The sequence below is a fragment of the Nocardioides marinquilinus genome (assembly GCF_039543705.1).
In the GTDB taxonomy this organism is placed as follows: Bacteria; Actinomycetota; Actinomycetes; order Propionibacteriales; family Nocardioidaceae; genus Nocardioides; species Nocardioides marinquilinus.
The window spans coordinates 740,308-759,635 of record NZ_BAABKG010000001.1; the positions used below are offsets into that span (position 1 = coordinate 740,308).

Here is a 19,328-nt window from a genome sequence, read left to right on the forward strand (position 1 = left end):
GACCGCAGCGGAGGAGGCGAGGGACGTCGTGGGGTGCTCATGCCGAGCCCTCGTTCAGGTAGGCGGAGGCGGTGACCTGGTCGGCCAGCGTGGCGAGGGTGTCGTCGGTGGAGCGCCCGCTGAGGAAGCTCTGCTCGAGCTCGTTGGCGAGGTCGACGTTCACCTCGGCGAACGTGGGGGTCGTGACGTCGGCGACGTCGCGGTCCTCGATGGTGGTGATCATGTCGGTGTAGACCGGCATCAGGTCGGGCCGCAGCGCGAAGTCGAGGCCCTGCTCGATGAGAGAGTCGCGGGTGGGCAGCAGCACGGCCTCGGAGCAGAACTCGGCCATCGCCTCGCGGGAGGCGAGGAAGACCATCAGCTCGGTGGCCAGCTCGGGGTTGCCGGCGTCGCGGTTGGCCACGATCGCGTTGCCGCCGAGCTCGCTGGCCCGGCGCTGGTCGCGCGGCAGGTAGGTGACGGCGTACTCGAACCGGTCGGCGATGGTCTCGGCGAAGGCCGGGATGAGGAAGTTGCCGGCGAACAGCATCGACAGCGTGCCCGAGGTGAACAGGGCGTCGGGGTAGGTGGCGCTCTTCGTCGACGTCGTGGCCGGCACCCACCCGTTGTCGAAGAACGAGGTGGTGAAGTCGAGCGCGCGGCGCCCGGCGTCGTCGTCGATGATCGCCGCCGAGAGGTCCTCGTTGTACATGTTGCCGCCGGCCTGGAAGACCCAGTTGAGCCAGCGGAACGCGCCCGCGGCCTGCCAGTTGACGCCGAACGCCGAGCGGCCGGCCGGCGCCGCGTCGCGCAGCTTGTCCGCGACCTCGCCGAACTCCTCCCACGACCAGGCGTCCTCGGGGCGGTCGGGCACCGCGGTGATGCCGGCCTCGCGCAGCAGGTCGGGCCGGTAGACCAGCGCGCTGGTGTCGACGTGCTGCGGGACGCCGTAGTAGCGGTCGCCGGTGCTCACGGCGTCCATGAAGGCCGAGCGGGTGTCGGAGACCAGCTCGTCGAGGGCGTCGGTGATGTCGAGCAGCTGCTCGGTGCCGGCGTAGAGGCCCATCGTGGGGTAGTCGACGCGGAACACGTCGGGCGCGGTGCCCGAGAGCAGGCCGGCGTCGACGCCGGTGGCGAAGTCGGAGAACGGGACGACGGTGACGTCGACGGTCACCTTGTTCTGCTCGGAGAACCGGTCGGCCAGGCGCTGGTAGATGCGGGTCTCGGTGTCGGTGCCGTAGACCTGCAGCGTCACGCGGTCGCGACCGCCGCGGGAGGTGCTGGAGACCCGCTCGGTGAGGCCGGCGCAGCCGGAGAAGGCCGCGGTGGCGCCGAGCGCGGCGGCCGAGAGCACGGAGCGGCGTCCGAGGGCGATGGGCACCCCGGAAGCATGCTCGCGTCGGCCCGGGGTTGCTTCGCCCCGCGGTGGACACCCCTGAGGAGTACCTCGCCGGGGTGTGTCGCCGCATAGGTCGTGGTGGGTGGGATCCCGGGACCGGTCGGTTCGTGGCGGGCGGCGGGGTGTCGGGCTGGCCCGACACCGGTTGTGGTGGTGGCAGGATCGTGCGGCGCGTCGTGCCGCACGACGCTGGATCCATGAGCGAGACCCTCGTCCTTCCCGTGACCGAACCCGACCCCCACGCCCCGCCCGGGCCCGACGCGCCCGCGACCGCCACGTCGCCGCGACCGTCGGGGCCCGGCCTGCTGGCCCGCCTCGGCCGTGACACCGCCTACGTGCTGAGCGGCTTCCCGCTGGCCGTGCTCGCCTTCGTGGCGGTGGTGACCGGGCTGGCGCTCGGTGCCGGCCTGCTCGTGGTGTGGGTCGGCCTGGCCGTGCTCGCCGGCTCCGTGCTGCTGGCGCGCGGGCTCGCGCACGTCGAGCGGGCCCGGCTCGCGCGGCTGCTCGGCCGCGGGGCGCCGTCGCCGTCCTACCTCGTGGCCGGGCGGGACGCCGGTCGCGTGCGCCGCGTGCTGACGCCGCTGCGCGACCCGCAGTCGTGGCTCGACTCGCTGTGGTCGCTGGTCGGGTTCGTGACCGGCACGGCGGCGTTCTGCGTGGTCGTGGCATGGTGGGCCGGGGCGCTCGGCGGCCTGACGTACTGGTTCTGGCAGCAGTGGCTGCCCGACGACAACGAGGGCCTGGCTGAGCTGATGGGCTGGGGCGACGGCCGGGCGGCCGAGAGCCTGCTGAACCTGGGGCTCGGCGTGCTGGCGCTGCTCACCCTGCCGCTCGCGGTGCGGGTGAGCGCCGCCGTCCACGCCGGCACCGCCGACGCGCTGCTGTGCAGCCGGGCGCGGCTGCAGACCGAGGTGCGCCGCGTCAGCGACAGCCGTTCGGCGGCCCGCCTGGCCGAGGCCGACGCGCTGCGCCGGCTCGAGCGCGACATCCACGACGGCCCGCAGCAGCGGCTGGTGCGGCTCGGCATCGACCTCGGCCGCGCCAAGCGGCAGCTGGACGACGACCCCGTCCGCGCCGGCGCGATCCTCGACGACGCGCTGCGGCAGGCGCAGGAGACCGTGGCCGAGCTGCGGGCGCTCTCGCGGGGCATCGCGCCGCCGCTGCTGGTCGACCGCGGGCTGCGGGCGGCGCTCGACGAGCTGCTGCAGCGGGCCGCCGTGCCGACCGCCGCGCACGTCGACGTCCCCGACCGGCTGCCGCCGCACGTCGAGACCACCGTCTACTTCGTGGTCGCCGAGGCGCTCACCAACATCGCCAAGCACAGCGGCGCGAGCCGGGCGGCGCTGGCGGTCACCTGCGACACCGGGTGGGTGGCGGTCGTCGTCCAGGACGACGGCCTCGGCGGCGCTCACCTGGCCAAGGGGTCGGGGCTGGCCGGGCTGCGCCAGCGCCTCGCCGGGGTCGACGGGGTGCTCGAGGTCGACTCGCCCGACGGCGGGCCGACCGTCGTCGGGGCCTCGATCCCGCTCGGCGCCGACGCGCCCGATAGCCCCGACAGCGCTGCGTGAGGATGGCGGCGTGCGCATCGTGGTGGCCGACGACTCCGTGCTGCTGCGCGAGGGCCTGCAGCTGCTGCTGGGCGAGGCCGGCCACGACGTCGTGGCCGCGGTCGGCGACGGGCCGTCGCTGGTGCGCGCCGTCCTCGAGCACCGCCCCGACCTCGCCCTGGTCGACGTGCGGATGCCGCCGTCGCACACCGACGAGGGGCTGCGGGCGGCCGTCGAGGTGCGGCGGGCGTGGCCGGCCGCGCGGCTGCTGGTGCTCTCGCAGTACGTGGAGGTCTCCTACGCCGACGACCTGCTGGCCGCGGGCGACGCCGGCGGCACCGGCTACCTGCTCAAGGACCGCGTCGGCGACGTCGAGGAGTTCCTCGCCGCGCTCGAGACGGTCGCCGGCGGCGGCACCGTGCTCGACCCGCTCGTCGTCCGGCAGCTGATGGGACGCCGCCGCGACCCGCTCGCCGACCTCACGCCGCGGGAGCGGGAGGTGCTGGCGCTCATGGCCGAGGGCCGCTCGAACGCCGCCATCGCCGACGCGCTCTCGGTGACCCTCGGCGGCGTCGAGAAGCACACCCAGCGGATCTTCGCCAAGCTCGGCCTCGCCCCCGACGACGACGCCTCCCACCGCCGGGTGCTCGCCGTCGTCCGCTTCCTCCGCGCCGCCCCCGGCGGGTAGTCCCGGACGTTTGCGGGGTCATCCCGGCCGGACGACCCCTCGAACGTCAGGGACTATCGCCCCCGGGGTCAGGTCAGCCGGTGGTGCCGAGCTGGGCGCGGACGTCGTCCAGCTGGCGCATCAGGGTGAGGGTCTGGGCGTGGGGGACGAGCGGGCTCTCGCGCAGGTCGAGGCGCACGCAGCGGCTGACCTCGGCGACCTCGTTGCCGTAGCCGGTGCCGATGACGGCGTCGGCGCCGCCGATCACCTCCGGCTCCTGCTGCTGCACCTTGTCGTTGTCTCCCTCGCCGCGGGCCCACGGCGTGAAGGTGGCGCGGGTGGGGTGGTGGAAGTCCTCGAGCTCGATGCGGCCGAGGTCGGTGGCGATCGCGGCGGCGCGGGAGGACCACGACGTCATCGACGACGACATCGTGGCCAGGACGCCGCCGGGGTAGCGGCCGACCACCGCGGTGTCGAGGTCGAAGCCGCGCTCGGACAGCGAGCCCACCGCGCGCAGCTCCTCCGCCTCGCCGAGCAGCAGGTGGGCGAGGGTGAGCGGGTAGACGCCCATGTCGAGCAGCGCGCTCGCGCCGAGGGCGGGGTCGAGCAGCCGGTCGGACGGGTCGGCGTCGACCCGGAAGCCGAGCTCGGCGTGCAGGTGCCGCGGGGTGCCGTAGCGGCCCGAGCGCAGGCCGTCGGCCACCGCGTGCACGACCGGGTGGCACGCCGTCCACATCGCCTCCATGAGGAAGCGGTCGTGCTGGCGGGCGAGCGCCACCATCTGCTCGGCGTCGGCCACCGAGACGGCGAGCGGCTTCTCGCACAGCACGTGCTTGCCGGCCTCGAAGGCGAGCCGGGCGTGCTCGAGGTGCAGGGCGTGCGGGGTGGCGACGTAGACGACGTCGACGTCGGGGTCGCGCACGAGGTCCTCGTAGGAGCCGTGGGGCCGGCCGCCGTATTCGGCGGCGAACGCGCGGGCGCCCTCGAGCGAGCGCGACCCGACGGCGGTCACCTCGGCGCCGTCGACGAGCGCGATCTCGCCCGCGACCTTGCGGGCGATCTTGCCGGTGGCCAGGACTCCCCAGCGGACGGTCTGCATCGGGCCAGGCTAGGGCCCGCACCCCCGGGCACCCTCCTCCCGCGAGCCGAATGACATTGCTGTGATTCAGCGTCTACAGTGGTGCCCGACCGCGACCCGTCCGCGCGAGAGCAGGAGCAGTGAGATGGAAGCCGAGCGACACCACGTCGACGCCGCCCCCGGCGACGCGTCGGCGTCCCTGAGCGACCGTGACCGCGACATCCTCGCCTTCGAGCGCCAGTGGTGGAAGTACGCAGGCGCCAAGGAGACCGCGGTCCGCGAGAAGTTCGACATGAGCTCGACGCGCTACTACCAGGTGCTGAACGCGCTCATCGACCGTCCCGAGGCGCTCGAGGCCGACCCGCTGCTCGTGCGCCGGCTGCGCCGGCTGCGCTCCGAGCGGCAGCGCCAGCGCTCCGCCCGCCGCCTGGGCTTCGAGATCTAGCCGTGGCCGGCACCGGCGAGGGTCCCGGGCGCACCCCCGAGCGCGACCTGGACGACGAGAGCCCCCGTCCCGGCCGCACCCAGCGCGGCGTCGTCCTGCCCTCGGGCGTGGTGATGCTCAGCGTCGTGGCCGTCCTCATGGCCGCGCTCGCCTACGTCGTCACCCGCGACAACCCGCCCGAGGAGAAGCCGGTCGCCGAGACCGCCGGGCAGGAGGCCGCGCCGTCCGCCGAGCCGAGCGCGACCACGAAGACCGACCCGCCGAAGCCCAAGCCGAAGCCCAAGCCGATCGAGCGGGCCAAGGTCTTCGTCGAGGTCTACAACAACTCCGGCATCACCGGCCTGGCCGGCTCGGTCGGCGACCAGGCCGCCGACGCGGGGTGGCAGGTCGTCGGCACCGACAACTGGGTCGGCACCATCCCGGCCAACACCGTCTACTTCCCGCCGCGGCTCGAGCGGGCCGCCAAGCAGCTGGCCCTCGACCTCGGCATCGACCGCCTCAACCCGGCCGTCGGGTCGATGAAGCTCGACCGGCTCACGGTCATCCTCACCGGCGAGCTCTAGTCCAGCGCCGCGCCGCTCGCGGGCGTCTGGAAGGCTGCGGGCCGTGGAGTTCACCTCGACCGACGGCGAGCGCCGCTGGGCCGCCGTGGTGCGCGCCAGCGCCGAGGTCGTGGTCGGCCTCGACTTCGACGGCACCCTCGCGCCCATCGTCGACGACCCTGCGCAGGCGCACATCCACGACGACGCCGGCGACGTGCTCGTCTCCTTAGCCGCCCAGGTGCGCGCCGTCGCGGTCGTCACCGGCCGCCCGGCGCGGCAGGCCCTCGCCCTCGGCGGCCTCGAGGAGGTCGGCAACGCCATCGGCGACGCCGGCAAGGACCTCTACCTCTTCGGCCAGTACGGCAACGAGCGCTGGAGCTCGACCAACCGCCGCGTCGTCGGCCCCCGCCCGCCCGCCGGTCTCGCCACCTTCGAGCGCGAGCTGCCGCGGGTGCTGCGCCGTCTCGACGCCGCGCAGGCGCACGTGGAGGGCAAGGGCCTCGCGGTCGCCGTCCACACCCGGCGGCTGCCGGACGACGACGCCGCCTTCGAACGGCTGCTGCCCGAGCTCGAGGAGCTCGCCCACCGCCACGACCTCGTCGTCGAGCCCGGCCGCAGCGTCATCGAGGTGCGCTCGCCCGGCATGAACAAGGGCGTCGCGGTGCGCACCCTGGTCGACGAGCTGGACGCCGGCGGCTTCGTCTTCGCCGGCGACGACCTCGGCGACCTCGAGGCCTTCGACGCCGTCGACGTCCTCGCCGCCGACGGGATGCCGACGCTGCTGGTGGCCTCGTCCTCCGACGAGCAGGGCGCCCTCGTCGACCGCGCCGACGTCGTCGTCCCCGGCCCCGACGGCGTGCTCGACCTCCTCCGCCGCCTCACCGACGAGGCCGCCGCCACCCGAGCCTGAGGCCGGCCCAGGCCGATAGTCCCTGACGAAAATCAAGGTCTGGCACGTCGAATCCTTGATTCTCGTCAGGGACTACCGCCCGGCGTCCCGTCTCGCCAGACGGCGCGACGGCGTCCGCATGTCGGGACCGGGTGACGCATCGTGAGACGGCAGCACGTACAGTCGTCACCAGCTCATCAAGAGGGACTGAGGGAACGGCCCAGTGAAGTCCCGGCAACCGCCACGAGCCTCCGCCCCCGACCAGACGTCGGGCCGGATCGTGGAAGTGGTGCCACATCCGCCCGGTCGCGAGATCCGCCCCGGGGAAGATGAGAAGGAGGATCCATCATGAGCGCTCCCACCATCGAGCGGACCACCGCCGGCACCACCGGTCAGGGCGGGCACGTCGTCCGCGACGGCGCCTTCGGCCACGCCCGTGCCCTGAAGTGCCGCGAGTGCGGCACCGAGGCCGAGCTCGGCCCCCACTACGCGTGTCTGGAGTGCTTCGGACCGCTCGAGATCGCCTACGACTTCCCGACCGTGACCCGCGAGCAGATCGAGGCCGGCCCCCGCAACATCTGGCGCTACAAGGCGCTGCTGCCGGTGCCGGACGACATCGAGACCAGCCCGAACACCGAGCCCGGCTTCACCCGGCTGCTGCGTGCGAACAACCTCGGCGCCGCGCTCGGCATCGAGAAGCTGTGGGTCAAGGACGACTCCACCAACCCGACGAACTCCTTCAAGGACCGCGTCGTCGCCTGCGCCCTCTCGGCCGCCCGCGAGCTCGGCAGCACCGTCTTCGCCTGCCCGAGCACCGGCAACCTGGCCAACGCCGTCGCCGCGGCCGGCGCCCGGGCCGGCATCCGCACCGTGGTCTTCATCCCCAGCAACCTCGAGCAGCCCAAGCAGGTCAACTCGGCGGTCTTCACCGACTCGCTGGTCGCCGTCGACGGCAACTACGACGACGTCAACAAGCTCGCCTCCGAGATCGCCGGCGAGGAGGACGGCTGGGCGTTCGTCAACGTCAACGTGCGGCCCTACTACGCCGAGGGCTCCAAGACGCTCGGCTACGAGATCGCCGAGCAGCTCGGCTGGCGGCTGCCCGACCAGATCGTCATCCCGGTCGCCTCGGGCTCGCAGCTGACCAAGGTGCACAAGGCCTTCCAGGAGCTCATCGCCCTCGGCCTGGTCGAGGACAAGCCCTACAAGGTCTACGGCGCCCAGGCCACCGGCTGCTCGCCGGTCTCGGTCGCCTACAAGACCGGCGGCGACGCCATCCGCCCGGTCAAGCCCGACACCATCGCCAAGAGCCTGGCCATCGGCAACCCGGCCGACGGCATCTACGTGCTCGACATCTGCCGCTCCACCGGCGGCGCGGTCGAGGACATCACCGACCAGCAGGTGCGCGAGGCGATCGTGCTGCTCGCCCGCACCGAGGGCGTCTTCACCGAGACCGCCGGCGGCACCACCGTCGGTGTGCTGAAGAAGCTCGTCGAGACCGGCCAGCTCGACCCCACCCTCGAGACCGTCGTCATCAACACCGGCCACGGCCTGAAGACGCTGGACGCCGTCGCGACCGGCCCCGGCGCCGTCTCGGCCGCCGCGACCATCGCCCCCAACTACGGCGCCTTCAAGGCCGCCGGCATCGCCTGACCACGGCTTGACCACCGACTGAACACCGTCTGACCATCGACAGGGAGCCACCAGCAGCATGAGCGTCAGCGTCCGCGTCCCGACCATCCTGCGCACCTACACCGGGGGCGAGTCGGAGGTGAGCGCGTCGGGGGCGACCCTGGCCGAGGTGCTCGACGACCTCGACGCCAGCTACGCCGGCATCAAGGGCCGCATCCTGGACGACGGTGGCAACCTCCGCCGCTTCGTCAACGTCTACGTGGGTGACGACGACGTCCGGTTCCTCGACGACCTCGCGACCGCCACGCCCGACGGGAGCAGGATCTCGGTGATCCCGGCCGTCGCCGGAGGCTGAACCCACCGACACCCGCCCAGGAGCCCTCGTGCCGACCCGCCCCGCCCGCGCCCTGTCCCTCCTCCTCGCCGGCGCGGTCGTCGGCCCGATCGGGCTCGGCCTGGGTGCCGGTCCGGCCCAGGCCCGTCCGGCCCCGGGGGCGGCCACCACGCAGGTCGTGACCTCGGCCCCGGTGCCGGCCGCGCCCTACCGCATCGAGCCGTTTGCGCCCCGGCGCACCGACCCGGTGCGGCTGCGGCGGCAGTGGAACGTCTGGCGCAGCCAGGACCTCCCGCGCTACCTCACCGACGTGCGTCGCTCCTGCGAGTGCGTCCAGCGCCGGCCGGTCCGCACGTCGGTCGACGGCCGCCGGGTGCTCTCGGTGAGCTACGTCGGCGGCCGCGAGCTGCGACGCCACGGCTGGGAGGTCGCCGAGCTCTACCGGCTGCTGCGCCGTGGCTACGCCGAGGCGGACGACGTCCGCGTGAGGTTCCGCGACGGCGTCCCGCGCAGCATCGCCATCGACTGGGACCGCGACATCGCCGACGAGGAGACCTTCCTCTCCGTGCGGCTCGTCCCCGTCGGCTGACCCCGGCCGCTCAGAGCTGGCGGGCCATGATGATGACGTTGCTCTCGTAGAAGCTGCCGTTCCAGTCGGTGCAGGTCACCAGCACCAGGCGGGCGCCGCCCGGCTCGCGGCGGTCCTGGCCGAAGAGCTTCTCGGCCCGGGCGGCGACCTCCTCGGGGCTGGCCACGATCCGCTTGGTGACCGCGTAGCGCTGCACGCCGGCCTTGGTGCGCAGCACGATGGGCCGCCCGCCGGGCTCCTCCTCGCTGAGGCGGTCGAGCGCGCCGCCGCCGGTGTGCACGGTGTGCCCGGTGATGACGACCTGGCCGGTGTCGGCGCCGGGGCGGGCGCTGTCGTCCCACCAGCCGACGACGTCGGGGTCGTTCGGCGGGTCGAGGACGGCGTCGGGGCTCAGCTGGATCGGCACCACCTTCGCCTTGATGCCGAGCTCGGCCACCCGCAGCTCGATGGGCGCCGCGGCCGGGACGTCGGTCCGCTCGGGCTCGTCGTCGCCGCCGAGGAACGACGACGCCAGCCCGACCACGGCCATGCCGCCGGCCACGACGAGCAGCATCGTGGCCAGGCCGGAGAGCAGGGCGTCGAGCCGACCGCCGATCCCCCCGGAGGAGCCGGACCCGCTACCGGAGGGCACGGCGGTAGGACACGACGCCGGCGCCGCCGGCGAGCGCGATCAGGCCGCCGACGAGCAGCAGCGGGAGCAGGTCGTCGTGCTGCGGGGCCGGGGCCGCCGCGTCGGGGGCGTCGGCCAGGCCGGACGGGATGCGCGTCGGGACGACGGGCGCCGGCTTCGGGTCGGGGGTCGGCGTGGGCGTCGGTGTGGGCTGCGGCTCGGGCGCCAGGCGACCACCGGGGCCGCAGGTGGAGCGGCCGACGACCACGTGCAGCACCTCGAAGCCCGCGGCGGCGTCGGCCGCCGGGAGCACGCGCAGGTCGAGCGCGGTGACCTCGATGCTGTCGGCCGAGCGCTTGACCTGGCGGTTGAGCGTGCCGTCGAGCACGTTCTCCTCCAGCGGCGCCAGCTGCTCCTGCAGCGTGGTGACGAGGTTCGCGTTGAGCTGGTCGAACAGCTGCTCGGCGACCGGGCCGAGCTGGGCGAGCGCGCCCTGCAGGCTGGTCGTCAGCTGTTCCTGCAGCGCACCGCTGATCTGGTCGACGACCGCGTCGAGGTTCGTCACGACCTTGGTGTTCGGCCCGGGGTTGGTCGGGAAGCGCAGCAGGTCGACGCGCTGGCCCTGCACCTCGACGTACAGCGCGGCGTCGGTGAGCTGGCTGTCGCCGCGGCCGAACCCGGGGCCCGCGGTGCACTGGCTCTGGACGGCGCCGAGGTCGAGGTTGACGTTCAGGCCGAGCTGCTCGAGTGCCTGCTGCAGGCCCTCCTGCAGCTGCGGGAAGACCTGGTCGCGCAGCTGCTGGGTGAGCTGGTCGTCGAGCGGGCCGGCGAGGTCGGCCAGCGGGTCGGACTCGAGGATGGTCAGCTTCGACAGGTCGATGCTGCCGGCGTTGATCGTGGCGTTGTCGCCCGGCCGCAGGCAGAAGCCCTCGCCGACGGCGCCGAGGCTGCCGCCATCGCCCGCGAGACCGGCGCAGGCCACGGAGCGGCCGGTGCGGCCGGTGACCTTCGTGGCGGCGTCCTGGGCGAGCAGCCCGCCCTGCAGGAACGACTGGTTGCCGAGCAGCCGCACGGTGGGCTTGTTGGTGCCCAGGCTCTGCTCGCCCGTGCCGTCGTTGGTGACGCGGTAGGTGTCGCTGTTGACGGGGCTGCCGGCGACGGTCACCTCGAGCCCGGTGGCCGTGGCCTGGGCGATGGTGACCGGCGCGCTGGAGCCCGGGACGGCGCTCAGCAGCACCAGGGCGCCGGCGGCGCCCACGGACAGGACGGCCGCGGTGCGGCGTGGGAAGAGCCGGGAAGGCCGGAAAGGCATGGGGAACCTCGTGTCGACGCGGGTGTGTCACCAGGAACAACGCAGGGAGGCCCGCGATGTTACGGACGGGTATCGCGCCCGCCCATACCCCTGGGTGAGCCTGGGTGACCTCGGCTGAGCCTCAGGGCAGGTCGGCCCGGCGGCGGCGCAGGTGCGCGGCCTCGGCGGCGTTGCCGCAGGCCAGCAGGGCGGCGTCCAGTGCGGCGGCGGCCTCGGCGTCGCGGCCGGCCCGGGCCAGCAGCTCACCCCGGACGGCGGGCAGCCGGTGCCCGGGCAGCTCGAGGCCGTCGAGCAGCCGCAGCCCGGCGTCCGGGCCGTCGGCCTCGGCGACGGCGACGGCCCGGTTGAGCCGCACGACCGGCGAGCCGGTGAGCGCCTCGAGCTCGGCGTACCAGCCGGCGACGCGCGTCCAGTCGGTGTCGGCGGCGGTGGGGGCGGTGGCGTGCTCGGCCGCGATCAGCGCCTGCAGCAGGTAGGGCGTCGACGGTGCGCTGCGGGCGAGCGGCAGCAGCAGTCCGAGCGCCTCGGTGACCTCGTCGGCGTGCCAGCGGCTGCGGTCCTGGTCGGGCAGCAGCACCAGCGCCGGGCCGTCGGGGCCGGGGGTCACGCGCGCGTCGCGCCGCGAGTGCTGCAGCAGCATCAGGGCGAGCAGGGCGTCGAGGTCGTCGCGCGAGTCGGCCGGCGCGACCTCGCGCAGCACCCGCACCAGCCGCAGTGCCTCGCCCGCCTCGGCCGCGCGGACGACGTCCTCGCCCGAGCCGGGGGCGTAGCCGGCGGTGAAGGCGAGGTAGGCGATGTCGGCCACCGCGCTCACCCGTGCCCGCAGCTCGGGGCCGGTGGGCACCGCGAACGCCTCGCCGGCCAGACGCTTGCGGGCCCGGGTGAGGCGCGCGGCCATCGTGGCGGTGGGCACCAGGAACAGCCGCGCGATGTCGGCGGTCGGGACGCCGAGCACCAGGCGCAGCGTCAGCGCGGCCCCCGCCTCGGGGGCGAGGGAGGGGTGGGCGCACAGCAGCACCAGCCGCAGCCGCTCGTCGGCGGCGCCGGCCTCGCCGGTGCGGGTGCCGTCGGCCATGACGCGCTGGGCCTCCTCGGTGACGCCGGCCTCCACGGCCAGCACGGGCAGGGACTTGGCCGCCACGCCCTCGGCGCGCAGCCGGTCGAGGGCGCGGCGGCGGGCGGCGGTGAGCAGCCACGCGGCCGGGTTGTCGGGGACGCCGTCGCGCGGCCAGGTGCGCGCGGCGGCCTCGAACGCGTCGCCCAGCGCGTCCTCGGCCAGGTCGAGACGCCGGTAGCGCGCGACGAGCAGGGCCAGCAGCCGGCCCCAGTCGTCGCGCAGCGCCGTCTCGAGCGCCGTCATGCCGGGCTCACGCGTCGGGGACCCCCGCGTCGAGGCACGCGCGCACCTCGACGTCGTACTCGGCCGGCAACAGCGCGGCGAGGTCGACGGCGGTGGCGAGGTCGGGCGCCTCGACGAGGTAGAACCCGCCCAGCTGCTCGACGGTCTCGACGTAGGGGCCCTCGGTGACCGGCCGGGTCGCGGGGTCGTCACCCGGCCGCACCGTGCGGGCGGTGGCGGGGTGGGCCAGTGCCTCGCCGCCGACGATGGCGCCCCGCTCGCGCACGGCGGCGTGGAAGGCCCGGAAGGCGGCGAAGGCACGCTCCTGCCCGGCGTCGCCCGCGGCGTCCCACTTGGCGAAGTGGTCGGGCTCGGTGAGCAGCAGCAGGTAGCGGCTCACGCGGTGGTCGCCCCGGGGACCGCGGCGCGCACCTCGACGGCGCCGTCGCCGTCGGCCAGCAGGCCGCAGCACGCGACGAGGTCGTCGGGGTCGTCGCTCTCGACGAGGTAGAAGCCGGTGAGCTGCTCGGCCGTCTCGGCGTAGGGACCGTCGGTAACGACCAGGTCGCCGTCGACGCGCCGCACCTGGCGGGTCTCGCGCGAGTGGGTGAGCTCGGCACCGCCGGTCAGCCGGTGGCCACGCTCGGCCAGCGCGGCCATGAACGCGTGGTGCCGGGCGTAGGTGGCCGCGCGGTCGTCGGCCGAGGCCGCCTCCCAGGCGCTCTCGTCGGCCGGCAGCAGCACGGCGTACGTGGTGGACATCGCGTGGGTCCCTTCGCTCGGGGTGAGTCTGTCAGCCCGATGACGCGCGGGAACCGGCGAGATCGACGTCGACCCGTCAGACATGTCCGACGGGTCAGCGCCCAGGTGCCGTCGACCCGTCAGACATGTCCGACGGGTCAGCGTCGGGGATCGCCCTCGACGACGTCGGCGACGTGGACGGCGACGGGGGCGGGGTCGGCGTCGGGCAGCAGCTCGGCGAGGGTCGCCTCGGTCGTGGCGCGGACGGCGTCCGCCACCTCGTCGAGCACCACGCCGAAGCGCACCACCACCGTCACCCGCGCGGCGAGCAGTCGGGCGCGGTCGACGTCGAGGTCGAGGCCGGAGACCACGAAGTCGGGTCCGGTGAGACGCGCGCGCAGCACCGCGACCACCACGCGCGTCGAGACGAACGTCAGGGCGCCGTCGGGCGCGGTGCGCGCCAGCACCGGCGCGGCCGGCACGATGACGCCGCGCACCCGCTCGCGGATGGCGGCCGCGACGCGCGGCCACTCGGGGGGCACCGGGGCCTCGCGCGCGGCGATCGTCGCCCGCACCAGGGGGTCGGTCGGCTCTACCGCCATCTCGCCATCCTCTCCGCCACGGTGCGACGTCCGCGGTGCAGGTGCCCGCGCACCGCGCCCACGGGCATCGACAACGCCTCCGCGATCTCTGCGTACGACAGGCCCTCCACCTCGCGCAGCAGCCACGCGGCCCGCTGGTTCCACGGCAGCTCGTCGAGCGCGTGCTGCAGGGCGTCGAGCAGCTCACCGTCGAGCAGGCTCTGCAGCGGGTTCTCGGTCGAGGGTCGCACGAGGTGCGCCAGCAGCGCGTCGTCGACCGGCGTGGCCCGCTTGTGCCGGGCGAGGTCGACCGCCCGCCGGTGCACCAGGCGGAACAGCCACGTGCGCAGCGAGGAGCGGCCCTCGAACCGGTCGAGGCCGCGCCAGGCAGAGACGAAGGCCTCCTGCGTCACCTCGGCCGCGTCGGCGTGGCTGCCGTGCACCAGCCGGGTGGCGTAGCGGTACATCCAGGGGCCGTGCCGCTCGACGATGGCGCCGAAGGCCTCCTGGTCGCCCAGCCGGGCGGCGCGGACCAACGCCTCGTCGCTGGGCGCGTCACGCTCGCCCTCGGTCACCGGGTCATCGTGTCAAGCGCCTGCTCACCCGTCGGGGCGGCCGGCGACGCCGCAGGAGCGGCTCACGGATGTGACCCAGTTCACAGCACGATCCGCGTGACGATCCGGATCCCCGCCGCGACCAACGCACGTACCAAGTCACCCGAGACGAGAGGACGCGATCATGACGCAGGCCACCGACGCCGCACCCAAGACCAGCAAGGCACGCCCCACCGGAGGCGGCAGCGAGGTCGCCGTCCGTGAGTCCGGCGGACTGGTCTCCGACCAGGGACGCACCTCCATCGCCGACACCGTCGTGTCGAAGATCGCCGGCATCGCCACCCGCGAGATCAGCGGCGTGCACGCCCTCGGCGGCGGCGCCGCCCGCGCGGTGGGCGCGATCCGCGAGCGCATCCCCGGCTCGCGCACCAACCTGAGCCAGGGCGTCGGCGTCGAGGTGGGCGAGCGGCAGGCCGCCATCGACCTCGACATCGTCGCCGAGTACGGCGTCTCGATCGCCGACCTGGCCGTCGCCATCCGCCGCAACGTCATCGCCGCGGTCGAGCAGATGACCAGCCTCGAGGTCACCGAGGTCAACATCACCGTCCACGACATCTTCCTCGACGACGGTGGCTCCGACGACACCGACACCGCCCCGCGGGTCGAGTGACGTCGAGGACCACACGGTGAGCACCGGACCGAGCGCGCCCCAGGGGGCCGAGACCCCCACCGGCGCCGACGCCCACCACGCCGCCACGACGGCCGACCGCATCGCGGCCGCCGTCACCGCGGTGCCGGGGGTCGTCGGCCTGCACGGGGGCGCGCACGGCGAGGTCGCCACCTACCTGCCGGGACGCCGGGTCACCGGCGTCCGCCTGCGTGACGAGCGGTGCTCGGTGCACGTGGTGCTCGAGTGGGGTTCCGCGCTGCTCGAGACCAGCGAGCGGGTCCGCGCCGCCGCGCAGGCCCACCTCGGCGGCACCGACGGCCCGTCCGGCGGCGCCGGACCGGTCGACGTGGTCGTCGAGGACGTCGTCGCTCCTGCCGCGCCGGGGGCGCCAGGAGCGACGGCGGGGCCGCTCACCATCAGCTGGCGGCGGTGACCGTGACGCCCGAGGAGCGGGAGCGGGCAGCCGAGCGACGCCGCGTCGCCCGGCAGCACCATCCCGACCTCGGCGGCGACCCGGAGGCCTTCGTGGCCGCCATGGCCGCGCTGGAGCGGCCGACGCGGGGCTCGGGCGCCGCGACCGCAGGCCCGCACGGCGCCCGGCACGACGTGCGCCTGGTGCCCTCGGCCCGCACGCGACGGCGCCGCCGCTGGGGGGCGGCGCGGCGCGCGGTGGCCGACGGCGCACGACGCGTGCGCGACCTGCGCCTGCCGGGACGACGTCCCGACGAGCCGGCACCCGACACCGACCCGCACCACGACCCGCACCACTAGGAGACCCCGATGACCACCTCGACCCTCGGCCTGATCGCCGGCCTGCTGCTCACGATCGCCATCGTGGCCGGAGGGCTGGTCGGCTTCCTGCTCGCCCTCGTGCTCGGCGCGGCCGGCTACCTCATCGGCGGCCACGTCGACGGCGAGCTCGACCTCGGGGCACTGGTGCGGGGCCGTCGTGGCTGACGGCTCCGGCACCACCCTCCCCGCCGCCCTCGTCGGGGCGCGCGCACCCGCCGACCAGCGTGGTCGGCTCGAGGTGCGCGACAAGGTGCTGCGCCGCATCGCCGAGCACGCCGCGCTGCAGACGCCGGGGACGACGTCCCACGAGCCGGCGCTCGGCCGCCTGCGCGGCGCCACCCTGCCGCGCGCCGAGGTGGTGCGCCGGGGCCGCACGGCTCGCGTGGTCCTCGACGTGGCGTGCGGGTGGCCCGCTCCCGTGGCCCGCATCGCCGCGGAGGTGCGCGAGCACGTGCGCGCCGAGACCGCTCGCCTGTCGGGCGTGCCGATCACCCGTGTCGACGTGACCGCCCACGCGGTGGTCGGGAGCGACGACCCGCGCGCGGGTCGTCGGGTCGAGTGAGCGCCGCGGAGCGCACCGCGAGGCGACGTCCGCCCCGCCGGGCCTACCGCGGTGTCGTCGTGGCGGTGCTCGTGGCGCTGGCCCTCGTCGGCCTCGCCGTCGTCGGCGTGCACGACCTGCTCGTCGACCGCGGGCTCACCGACGGTTCCTCCTGGTCCCGTGACGTGCTCGACGCCGTCGACGGGACGACGCCGTCCACCGCGATCGTGGTGGCGGCCGTAGTCGTCGCCGTGCTGGGGGTGGTCCTGCTCCTGGTGGGGCTGGCCCCGAGCCGGCGAACCCATGTCCCCGTGACCGGCGACGATGGTCGCGGTGACGTGTGGATCTCGCCGCGCGCGCTGGCGACGCTCGCGACCTCGGTCGCCGACCACGTCCCCGGCGTGGTCGGCGCCGAGGTCGTCCGAGCGGGCCGGCGCCAGGTGGTGGTGCAGGCGGTCACGCACACGACCGCCACGACCGACGCACCCACCGACCGCGCGGCGGACGACGTGACCTCCGACGTCCAGGCGGCCGTGACCGCCGGCGTCGGCGCCCTGACCCCGACCACGGTCGCGGTCCGCACCACGGAGCTCGAGTCGTGACCCGCCGGCTGCGCGTGGTCGACCGCCTCGGCACCGTCGTGCTCGGCCTGGTGCTCCTGGGCGCCGGGCTGCTCGCCCTCGACTGGCGCTACGAGGTCGTGCTCGACCTGCCCCGCGCGGTGAGCACCGACGCCGCCGACGACCTCGTCGGCACGTCGTGGTGGCCGTGGGCGTTCGCCGGCGGCACCGTCGTGCTCGGCCTGGTCGGGCTGTGGTGGCTGCTCGCCCACCTCGCACGCCCGGGGCCGTCGTCCCACCGGCTGCGCGGCAGCGGGGGCGCCGGCAGCCTCGACGCCGACCTGCGCTCCGTCGCCGACGGCTGCGCGAAGCGGCTCGAGCAGCTCGCCCCGGTCGTCGACGCCCGTGGCCGGACGACGGTCGTGCGCCGCCTGCCCGTGGTGGAGGTGCGCGCCCGCATCGACCCCTACGCCGACCCGGCCGAGCTGACCGCCGCCGCGGCGGCCGTCACCGCCGACGTCGAGGCCGCCTTCCCCGACGGCGACGTCGGGTGCCGGGTGCTGCTCGACGCACCCCGGCCCGCCCGCCGGGCCCGCCGGTCGCGGGTGCGCTGACCCACCGCTGAGAGCTCGCTGAGACCCTGCCGGGAGACGCCGAGAGGCTTTGCACTCGCCGGTGTCGAGTGCTAAACATGTGTTGGCACTCTCATTGCGAGAGTGACAGCCGGAACGGTGCCAGCTGAGGCGCGCACGCCGGGCGTGAAGGGATCGCCCGGACGAGCACGTCGTCCGTCGCGGGCAGCCCACCGAGCCGCACCCCGCACTCCATCCACAGGAATCGCAGGAGTTATGCCGAAGCTGATTGCTTTCAACGAGGAGGCCCGGCGCGGCCTCGAGCGTGGCATGAACACGCTCGCCGACGCCGTCAAGGTCACCCTCGGCCCCAAGGGCCGCAACGTCGTGCTCGAGAAGAAGTGGGGTGCCCCCACGATCACCAACGACGGCGTGAGCATCGCCAAGGAGATCGACCTCGAGGACCCCTACGAGAAGATCGGCGCCGAGCTGGTCAAGGAGGTCGCGAAGAAGACCGACGACGTCGCCGGTGACGGTACGACGACCGCGACCGTCCTCGCCCAGGCCATGGTCCGCGAGGGCCTGCGCAACGTCGCCGCGGGTGCCAACCCGATGGGCGTCAAGCGCGGCATCGAGAAGGCCGTCGAGCTCGTCTCCGAGCAGCTGACCAACCTGGCCAAGGAGGTCGAGACCAAGGAGCAGATCGCCTCCGTCGCGGCCATCTCGGCCGGTGGCGACCAGTCCGTCGGCGACATCATCGCCGAGGCGATGGACAAGGTCGGCAAGGAAGGCGTCATCACCGTCGAGGAGTCGAACACCTTCGGGCTCGACCTCGAGCTCACCGAGGGCATGCGGTTCGACAAGGGCTACATCTCGGCCTACTTCGTCACCGACCCCGAGCGCATGGAGACCGTGCTGGAGGACCCCTACGTCCTCATCGCCAACTCCAAGGTCAGCAACGTCAAGGACCTGCTGCCGGTGCTCGAGAAGGTCATGCAGTCGGGCAAGCCGCTCGTCATCCTCGCCGAGGACGTCGACGGCGAGGCGCTCTCGACGCTGGTCGTCAACAAGATCCGCGGCACCTTCAAGTCGGTCGCCGTCAAGGCCCCCGGCTTCGGTGACCGCCGCAAGGCCATGCTGCAGGACATCGCGATCCTGACCGGCGGCCAGGTCATCTCCGAGGAGGTCGGCCTCAAGCTCGAGAACGCCGGTCTCGACCTGCTCGGCCAGGCCCGCAAGATCGTCATCACCAAGGACGAGACCACCATCGTCGAGGGTGCGGGCGACGCCGGCCAGATCGAGGGCCGGGTCAACCAGATCCGCGCCGAGATCGAGAAGTCCGACTCCGACTACGACCGCGAGAAGCTGCAGGAGCGCCTGGCCAAGCTGGCCGGCGGCGTCGCGGTCATCAAGGTCGGCGCGGCCACCGAGGTCGAGCTCAAGGAGCGCAAGCACCGCATCGAGGACGCCGTCCGCGCCGCCAAGGCGTCGGTCGAGGAGGGCATCGTCGCCGGCGGCGGCGTGTCGCTGGTCCAGGCCGGTGCCCGTGCGTTCGAGAAGCTCGAGCTCGAGGGCGACGAGGCCACCGGTGCCAACATCGTCCGCGTCGCGCTCAGCGCCCCGCTCAAGCAGATCGCGATCAACGCCGGTCTCGAGGGTGGCGTCGTGGCGGAGAAGGTGGCCGGCCTCGAGGTCGGCTTCGGCCTCAACGCCGCCACCGGCGAGTACGTCGACATGCTGGCGGCCGGCATCCCCGACCCCGCCAAGGTGACCCGCTCGGCCCTGCAGAACGCCGCGTCGATCGCCGCGCTGTTCCTCACCACCGAGGCCGTCGTGGCCGACAAGCCGGAGAAGGCCGCCCCCGCGGGCGACCCCACCGGCGGCATGGGCGGCATGGACTTCTAGTCCTTCTGGGCGCCGCAGCACCAGGCTCCACCCACCGACCCGTCGCTCGC

25 protein-coding genes and 1 riboswitch are annotated in these 19,328 nt (G+C 74.4%); of the genes, 16 read left to right on the forward strand and 9 right to left on the reverse strand.

Translation table 11 applies throughout. The features are described from left to right. Positions 1–37 precede the first annotated feature (37 nt). A complete protein-coding gene (locus ABEA04_RS03510) occupies positions 38–1,360 on the reverse strand; it encodes an ABC transporter substrate-binding protein (RefSeq protein ID WP_345454560.1) in 1,323 nt (440 codons plus the stop codon). 215 nt (positions 1,361–1,575) lie between these two features. On the opposite strand from ABEA04_RS03510, the gene ABEA04_RS03515 reads away from it, so the two are divergent. Together ABEA04_RS03515 and ABEA04_RS03520 are read left to right on the forward strand one after the other, a co-directional pair. After that, complete coding sequence (locus ABEA04_RS03515; RefSeq protein WP_345454561.1) at positions 1,576–2,946, forward strand: sensor histidine kinase; 1,371 nt, start codon at positions 1,576–1,578, stop codon at positions 2,944–2,946. Positions 2,947–2,956: 10 nt separating this feature from the next. Continuing rightward, positions 2,957–3,613, forward strand: coding sequence for a response regulator (locus ABEA04_RS03520; RefSeq protein ID WP_345454563.1), 657 nt, complete (start codon positions 2,957–2,959; stop codon positions 3,611–3,613). 73 nt (positions 3,614–3,686) lie between these two features. On the opposite strand, the gene ABEA04_RS03525 is transcribed toward ABEA04_RS03520, so the two are convergent. Then, on the reverse strand, positions 3,687–4,691 hold the full coding sequence (locus ABEA04_RS03525; protein ID WP_345454565.1) for a Gfo/Idh/MocA family protein: 1,005 nt from the start codon (positions 4,689–4,691) through the stop codon (positions 3,687–3,689). Between the two features lie 61 nt (positions 4,692–4,752). Between ABEA04_RS03525 and napA the strand changes: the two genes are divergently transcribed. From napA to ABEA04_RS03555, 6 genes are all read left to right on the forward strand, one after another. Continuing rightward, positions 4,753–5,115, forward strand: coding sequence for a nucleoid-associated protein NapA (gene napA, locus ABEA04_RS03530; protein ID WP_486348270.1), 363 nt, complete (start codon positions 4,753–4,755; stop codon positions 5,113–5,115). 2 nt (positions 5,116–5,117) lie between these two features. Beyond that, entirely contained in the window at positions 5,118–5,678 is a 561-nt protein-coding gene (locus tag ABEA04_RS03535) for a LytR C-terminal domain-containing protein (RefSeq protein WP_345454569.1), read from the forward strand. Between the two features lie 43 nt (positions 5,679–5,721). Next, complete coding sequence (otsB, locus tag ABEA04_RS03540; RefSeq protein ID WP_345454571.1) at positions 5,722–6,567, forward strand: trehalose-phosphatase; 846 nt, start codon at positions 5,722–5,724, stop codon at positions 6,565–6,567. Positions 6,568–6,737: 170 nt separating this feature from the next. Continuing rightward, positions 6,738–6,882: riboswitch (SAM riboswitch) on the forward strand. Between the two features lie 12 nt (positions 6,883–6,894). Then, on the forward strand, positions 6,895–8,199 hold the full coding sequence (thrC, locus tag ABEA04_RS03545; protein ID WP_345454573.1) for a threonine synthase: 1,305 nt from the start codon (positions 6,895–6,897) through the stop codon (positions 8,197–8,199). A 58-nt stretch (positions 8,200–8,257) separates the two neighbouring features. Then, positions 8,258–8,533: a MoaD/ThiS family protein gene (locus tag ABEA04_RS03550; protein ID WP_345454575.1), complete on the forward strand. Its 276-nt coding sequence runs from the start codon at positions 8,258–8,260 to the stop codon at positions 8,531–8,533. A 28-nt stretch (positions 8,534–8,561) separates the two neighbouring features. Next, on the forward strand, positions 8,562–9,101 hold the full coding sequence (locus tag ABEA04_RS03555; protein WP_345454577.1) for a DUF6174 domain-containing protein: 540 nt from the start codon (positions 8,562–8,564) through the stop codon (positions 9,099–9,101). 10 nt (positions 9,102–9,111) lie between these two features. On the opposite strand, the gene ABEA04_RS03560 is transcribed toward ABEA04_RS03555, so the two are convergent. The 7 genes from ABEA04_RS03560 to ABEA04_RS03590 all read right to left on the reverse strand — a co-directional run bounded on the left by ABEA04_RS03560 (position 9,112) and on the right by ABEA04_RS03590 (position 14,259). Then, positions 9,112–9,732, reverse strand: a complete 621-nt coding sequence (locus ABEA04_RS03560; RefSeq protein ID WP_345454579.1) for a class F sortase — start codon at positions 9,730–9,732, stop codon at positions 9,112–9,114. Further along, on the reverse strand, positions 9,719–11,023 hold the full coding sequence (locus ABEA04_RS03565) for a hypothetical protein (protein WP_345454581.1): 1,305 nt from the start codon (positions 11,021–11,023) through the stop codon (positions 9,719–9,721). Before ABEA04_RS03565 ends, ABEA04_RS03560 begins: the two co-directional genes overlap by 14 nt. A gap of 121 nt (positions 11,024–11,144) precedes the next feature. Then, positions 11,145–12,383 (reverse strand): RNA polymerase sigma factor, encoded by a 1,239-nt coding sequence (locus ABEA04_RS03570; protein ID WP_345454583.1) that lies wholly within the window; start codon positions 12,381–12,383, stop codon positions 11,145–11,147. Between the two features lie 7 nt (positions 12,384–12,390). Continuing rightward, the gene (locus ABEA04_RS03575) at positions 12,391–12,762 is read right to left on the reverse strand and encodes a YciI family protein (protein ID WP_345454585.1); all 372 of its coding nucleotides are present in this window, start codon (positions 12,760–12,762) and stop codon (positions 12,391–12,393) included. Continuing rightward, a complete protein-coding gene (locus tag ABEA04_RS03580) occupies positions 12,759–13,124 on the reverse strand; it encodes a YciI family protein (RefSeq protein WP_345454587.1) in 366 nt (121 codons plus the stop codon). The genes ABEA04_RS03575 and ABEA04_RS03580 overlap by 4 nt, the downstream gene beginning before the upstream one ends. A gap of 137 nt (positions 13,125–13,261) precedes the next feature. Beyond that, positions 13,262–13,705 (reverse strand): hypothetical protein, encoded by a 444-nt coding sequence (locus ABEA04_RS03585; protein ID WP_345454589.1) that lies wholly within the window; start codon positions 13,703–13,705, stop codon positions 13,262–13,264. Then, positions 13,696–14,259: an RNA polymerase sigma factor gene (locus tag ABEA04_RS03590; RefSeq protein WP_345454591.1), complete on the reverse strand. Its 564-nt coding sequence runs from the start codon at positions 14,257–14,259 to the stop codon at positions 13,696–13,698. The genes ABEA04_RS03585 and ABEA04_RS03590 overlap by 10 nt, the downstream gene beginning before the upstream one ends. 163 nt (positions 14,260–14,422) lie before the next feature. On the opposite strand from ABEA04_RS03590, the gene ABEA04_RS03595 reads away from it, so the two are divergent. From ABEA04_RS03595 to groL, 8 genes are all read left to right on the forward strand, one after another. Continuing rightward, complete coding sequence (locus tag ABEA04_RS03595) at positions 14,423–14,908, forward strand: Asp23/Gls24 family envelope stress response protein (RefSeq protein ID WP_345454593.1); 486 nt, start codon at positions 14,423–14,425, stop codon at positions 14,906–14,908. Positions 14,909–14,924: 16 nt separating this feature from the next. Next, on the forward strand, positions 14,925–15,341 hold the full coding sequence (locus ABEA04_RS03600) for an Asp23/Gls24 family envelope stress response protein (RefSeq protein ID WP_345454595.1): 417 nt from the start codon (positions 14,925–14,927) through the stop codon (positions 15,339–15,341). Beyond that, positions 15,338–15,679 carry a hypothetical protein gene (locus tag ABEA04_RS03605; RefSeq protein ID WP_345454597.1) on the forward strand — a complete coding sequence of 114 codons (342 nt, stop codon included), beginning with the start codon at positions 15,338–15,340 and terminating at the stop codon, positions 15,677–15,679. The genes ABEA04_RS03600 and ABEA04_RS03605 overlap by 4 nt, the downstream gene beginning before the upstream one ends. 9 nt (positions 15,680–15,688) lie before the next feature. Continuing rightward, on the forward strand, positions 15,689–15,865 hold the full coding sequence (locus tag ABEA04_RS03610; protein WP_345454599.1) for a DUF2273 domain-containing protein: 177 nt from the start codon (positions 15,689–15,691) through the stop codon (positions 15,863–15,865). Next, a complete protein-coding gene (locus tag ABEA04_RS03615) occupies positions 15,858–16,262 on the forward strand; it encodes an Asp23/Gls24 family envelope stress response protein (RefSeq protein ID WP_345454601.1) in 405 nt (134 codons plus the stop codon). The genes ABEA04_RS03610 and ABEA04_RS03615 overlap by 8 nt, the downstream gene beginning before the upstream one ends. Next, the gene (locus tag ABEA04_RS03620) at positions 16,259–16,843 is read left to right on the forward strand and encodes a DUF6286 domain-containing protein (protein ID WP_345454603.1); all 585 of its coding nucleotides are present in this window, start codon (positions 16,259–16,261) and stop codon (positions 16,841–16,843) included. Before ABEA04_RS03615 ends, ABEA04_RS03620 begins: the two co-directional genes overlap by 4 nt. Continuing rightward, entirely contained in the window at positions 16,840–17,415 is a 576-nt protein-coding gene (locus tag ABEA04_RS03625) for a hypothetical protein (RefSeq protein WP_345454605.1), read from the forward strand. The genes ABEA04_RS03620 and ABEA04_RS03625 overlap by 4 nt, the downstream gene beginning before the upstream one ends. A 234-nt stretch (positions 17,416–17,649) precedes the next feature. Beyond that, complete coding sequence (gene groL, locus ABEA04_RS03630; RefSeq protein ID WP_345454607.1) at positions 17,650–19,278, forward strand: chaperonin GroEL; 1,629 nt, start codon at positions 17,650–17,652, stop codon at positions 19,276–19,278. Positions 19,279–19,328: the final 50 nt, after the last annotated feature.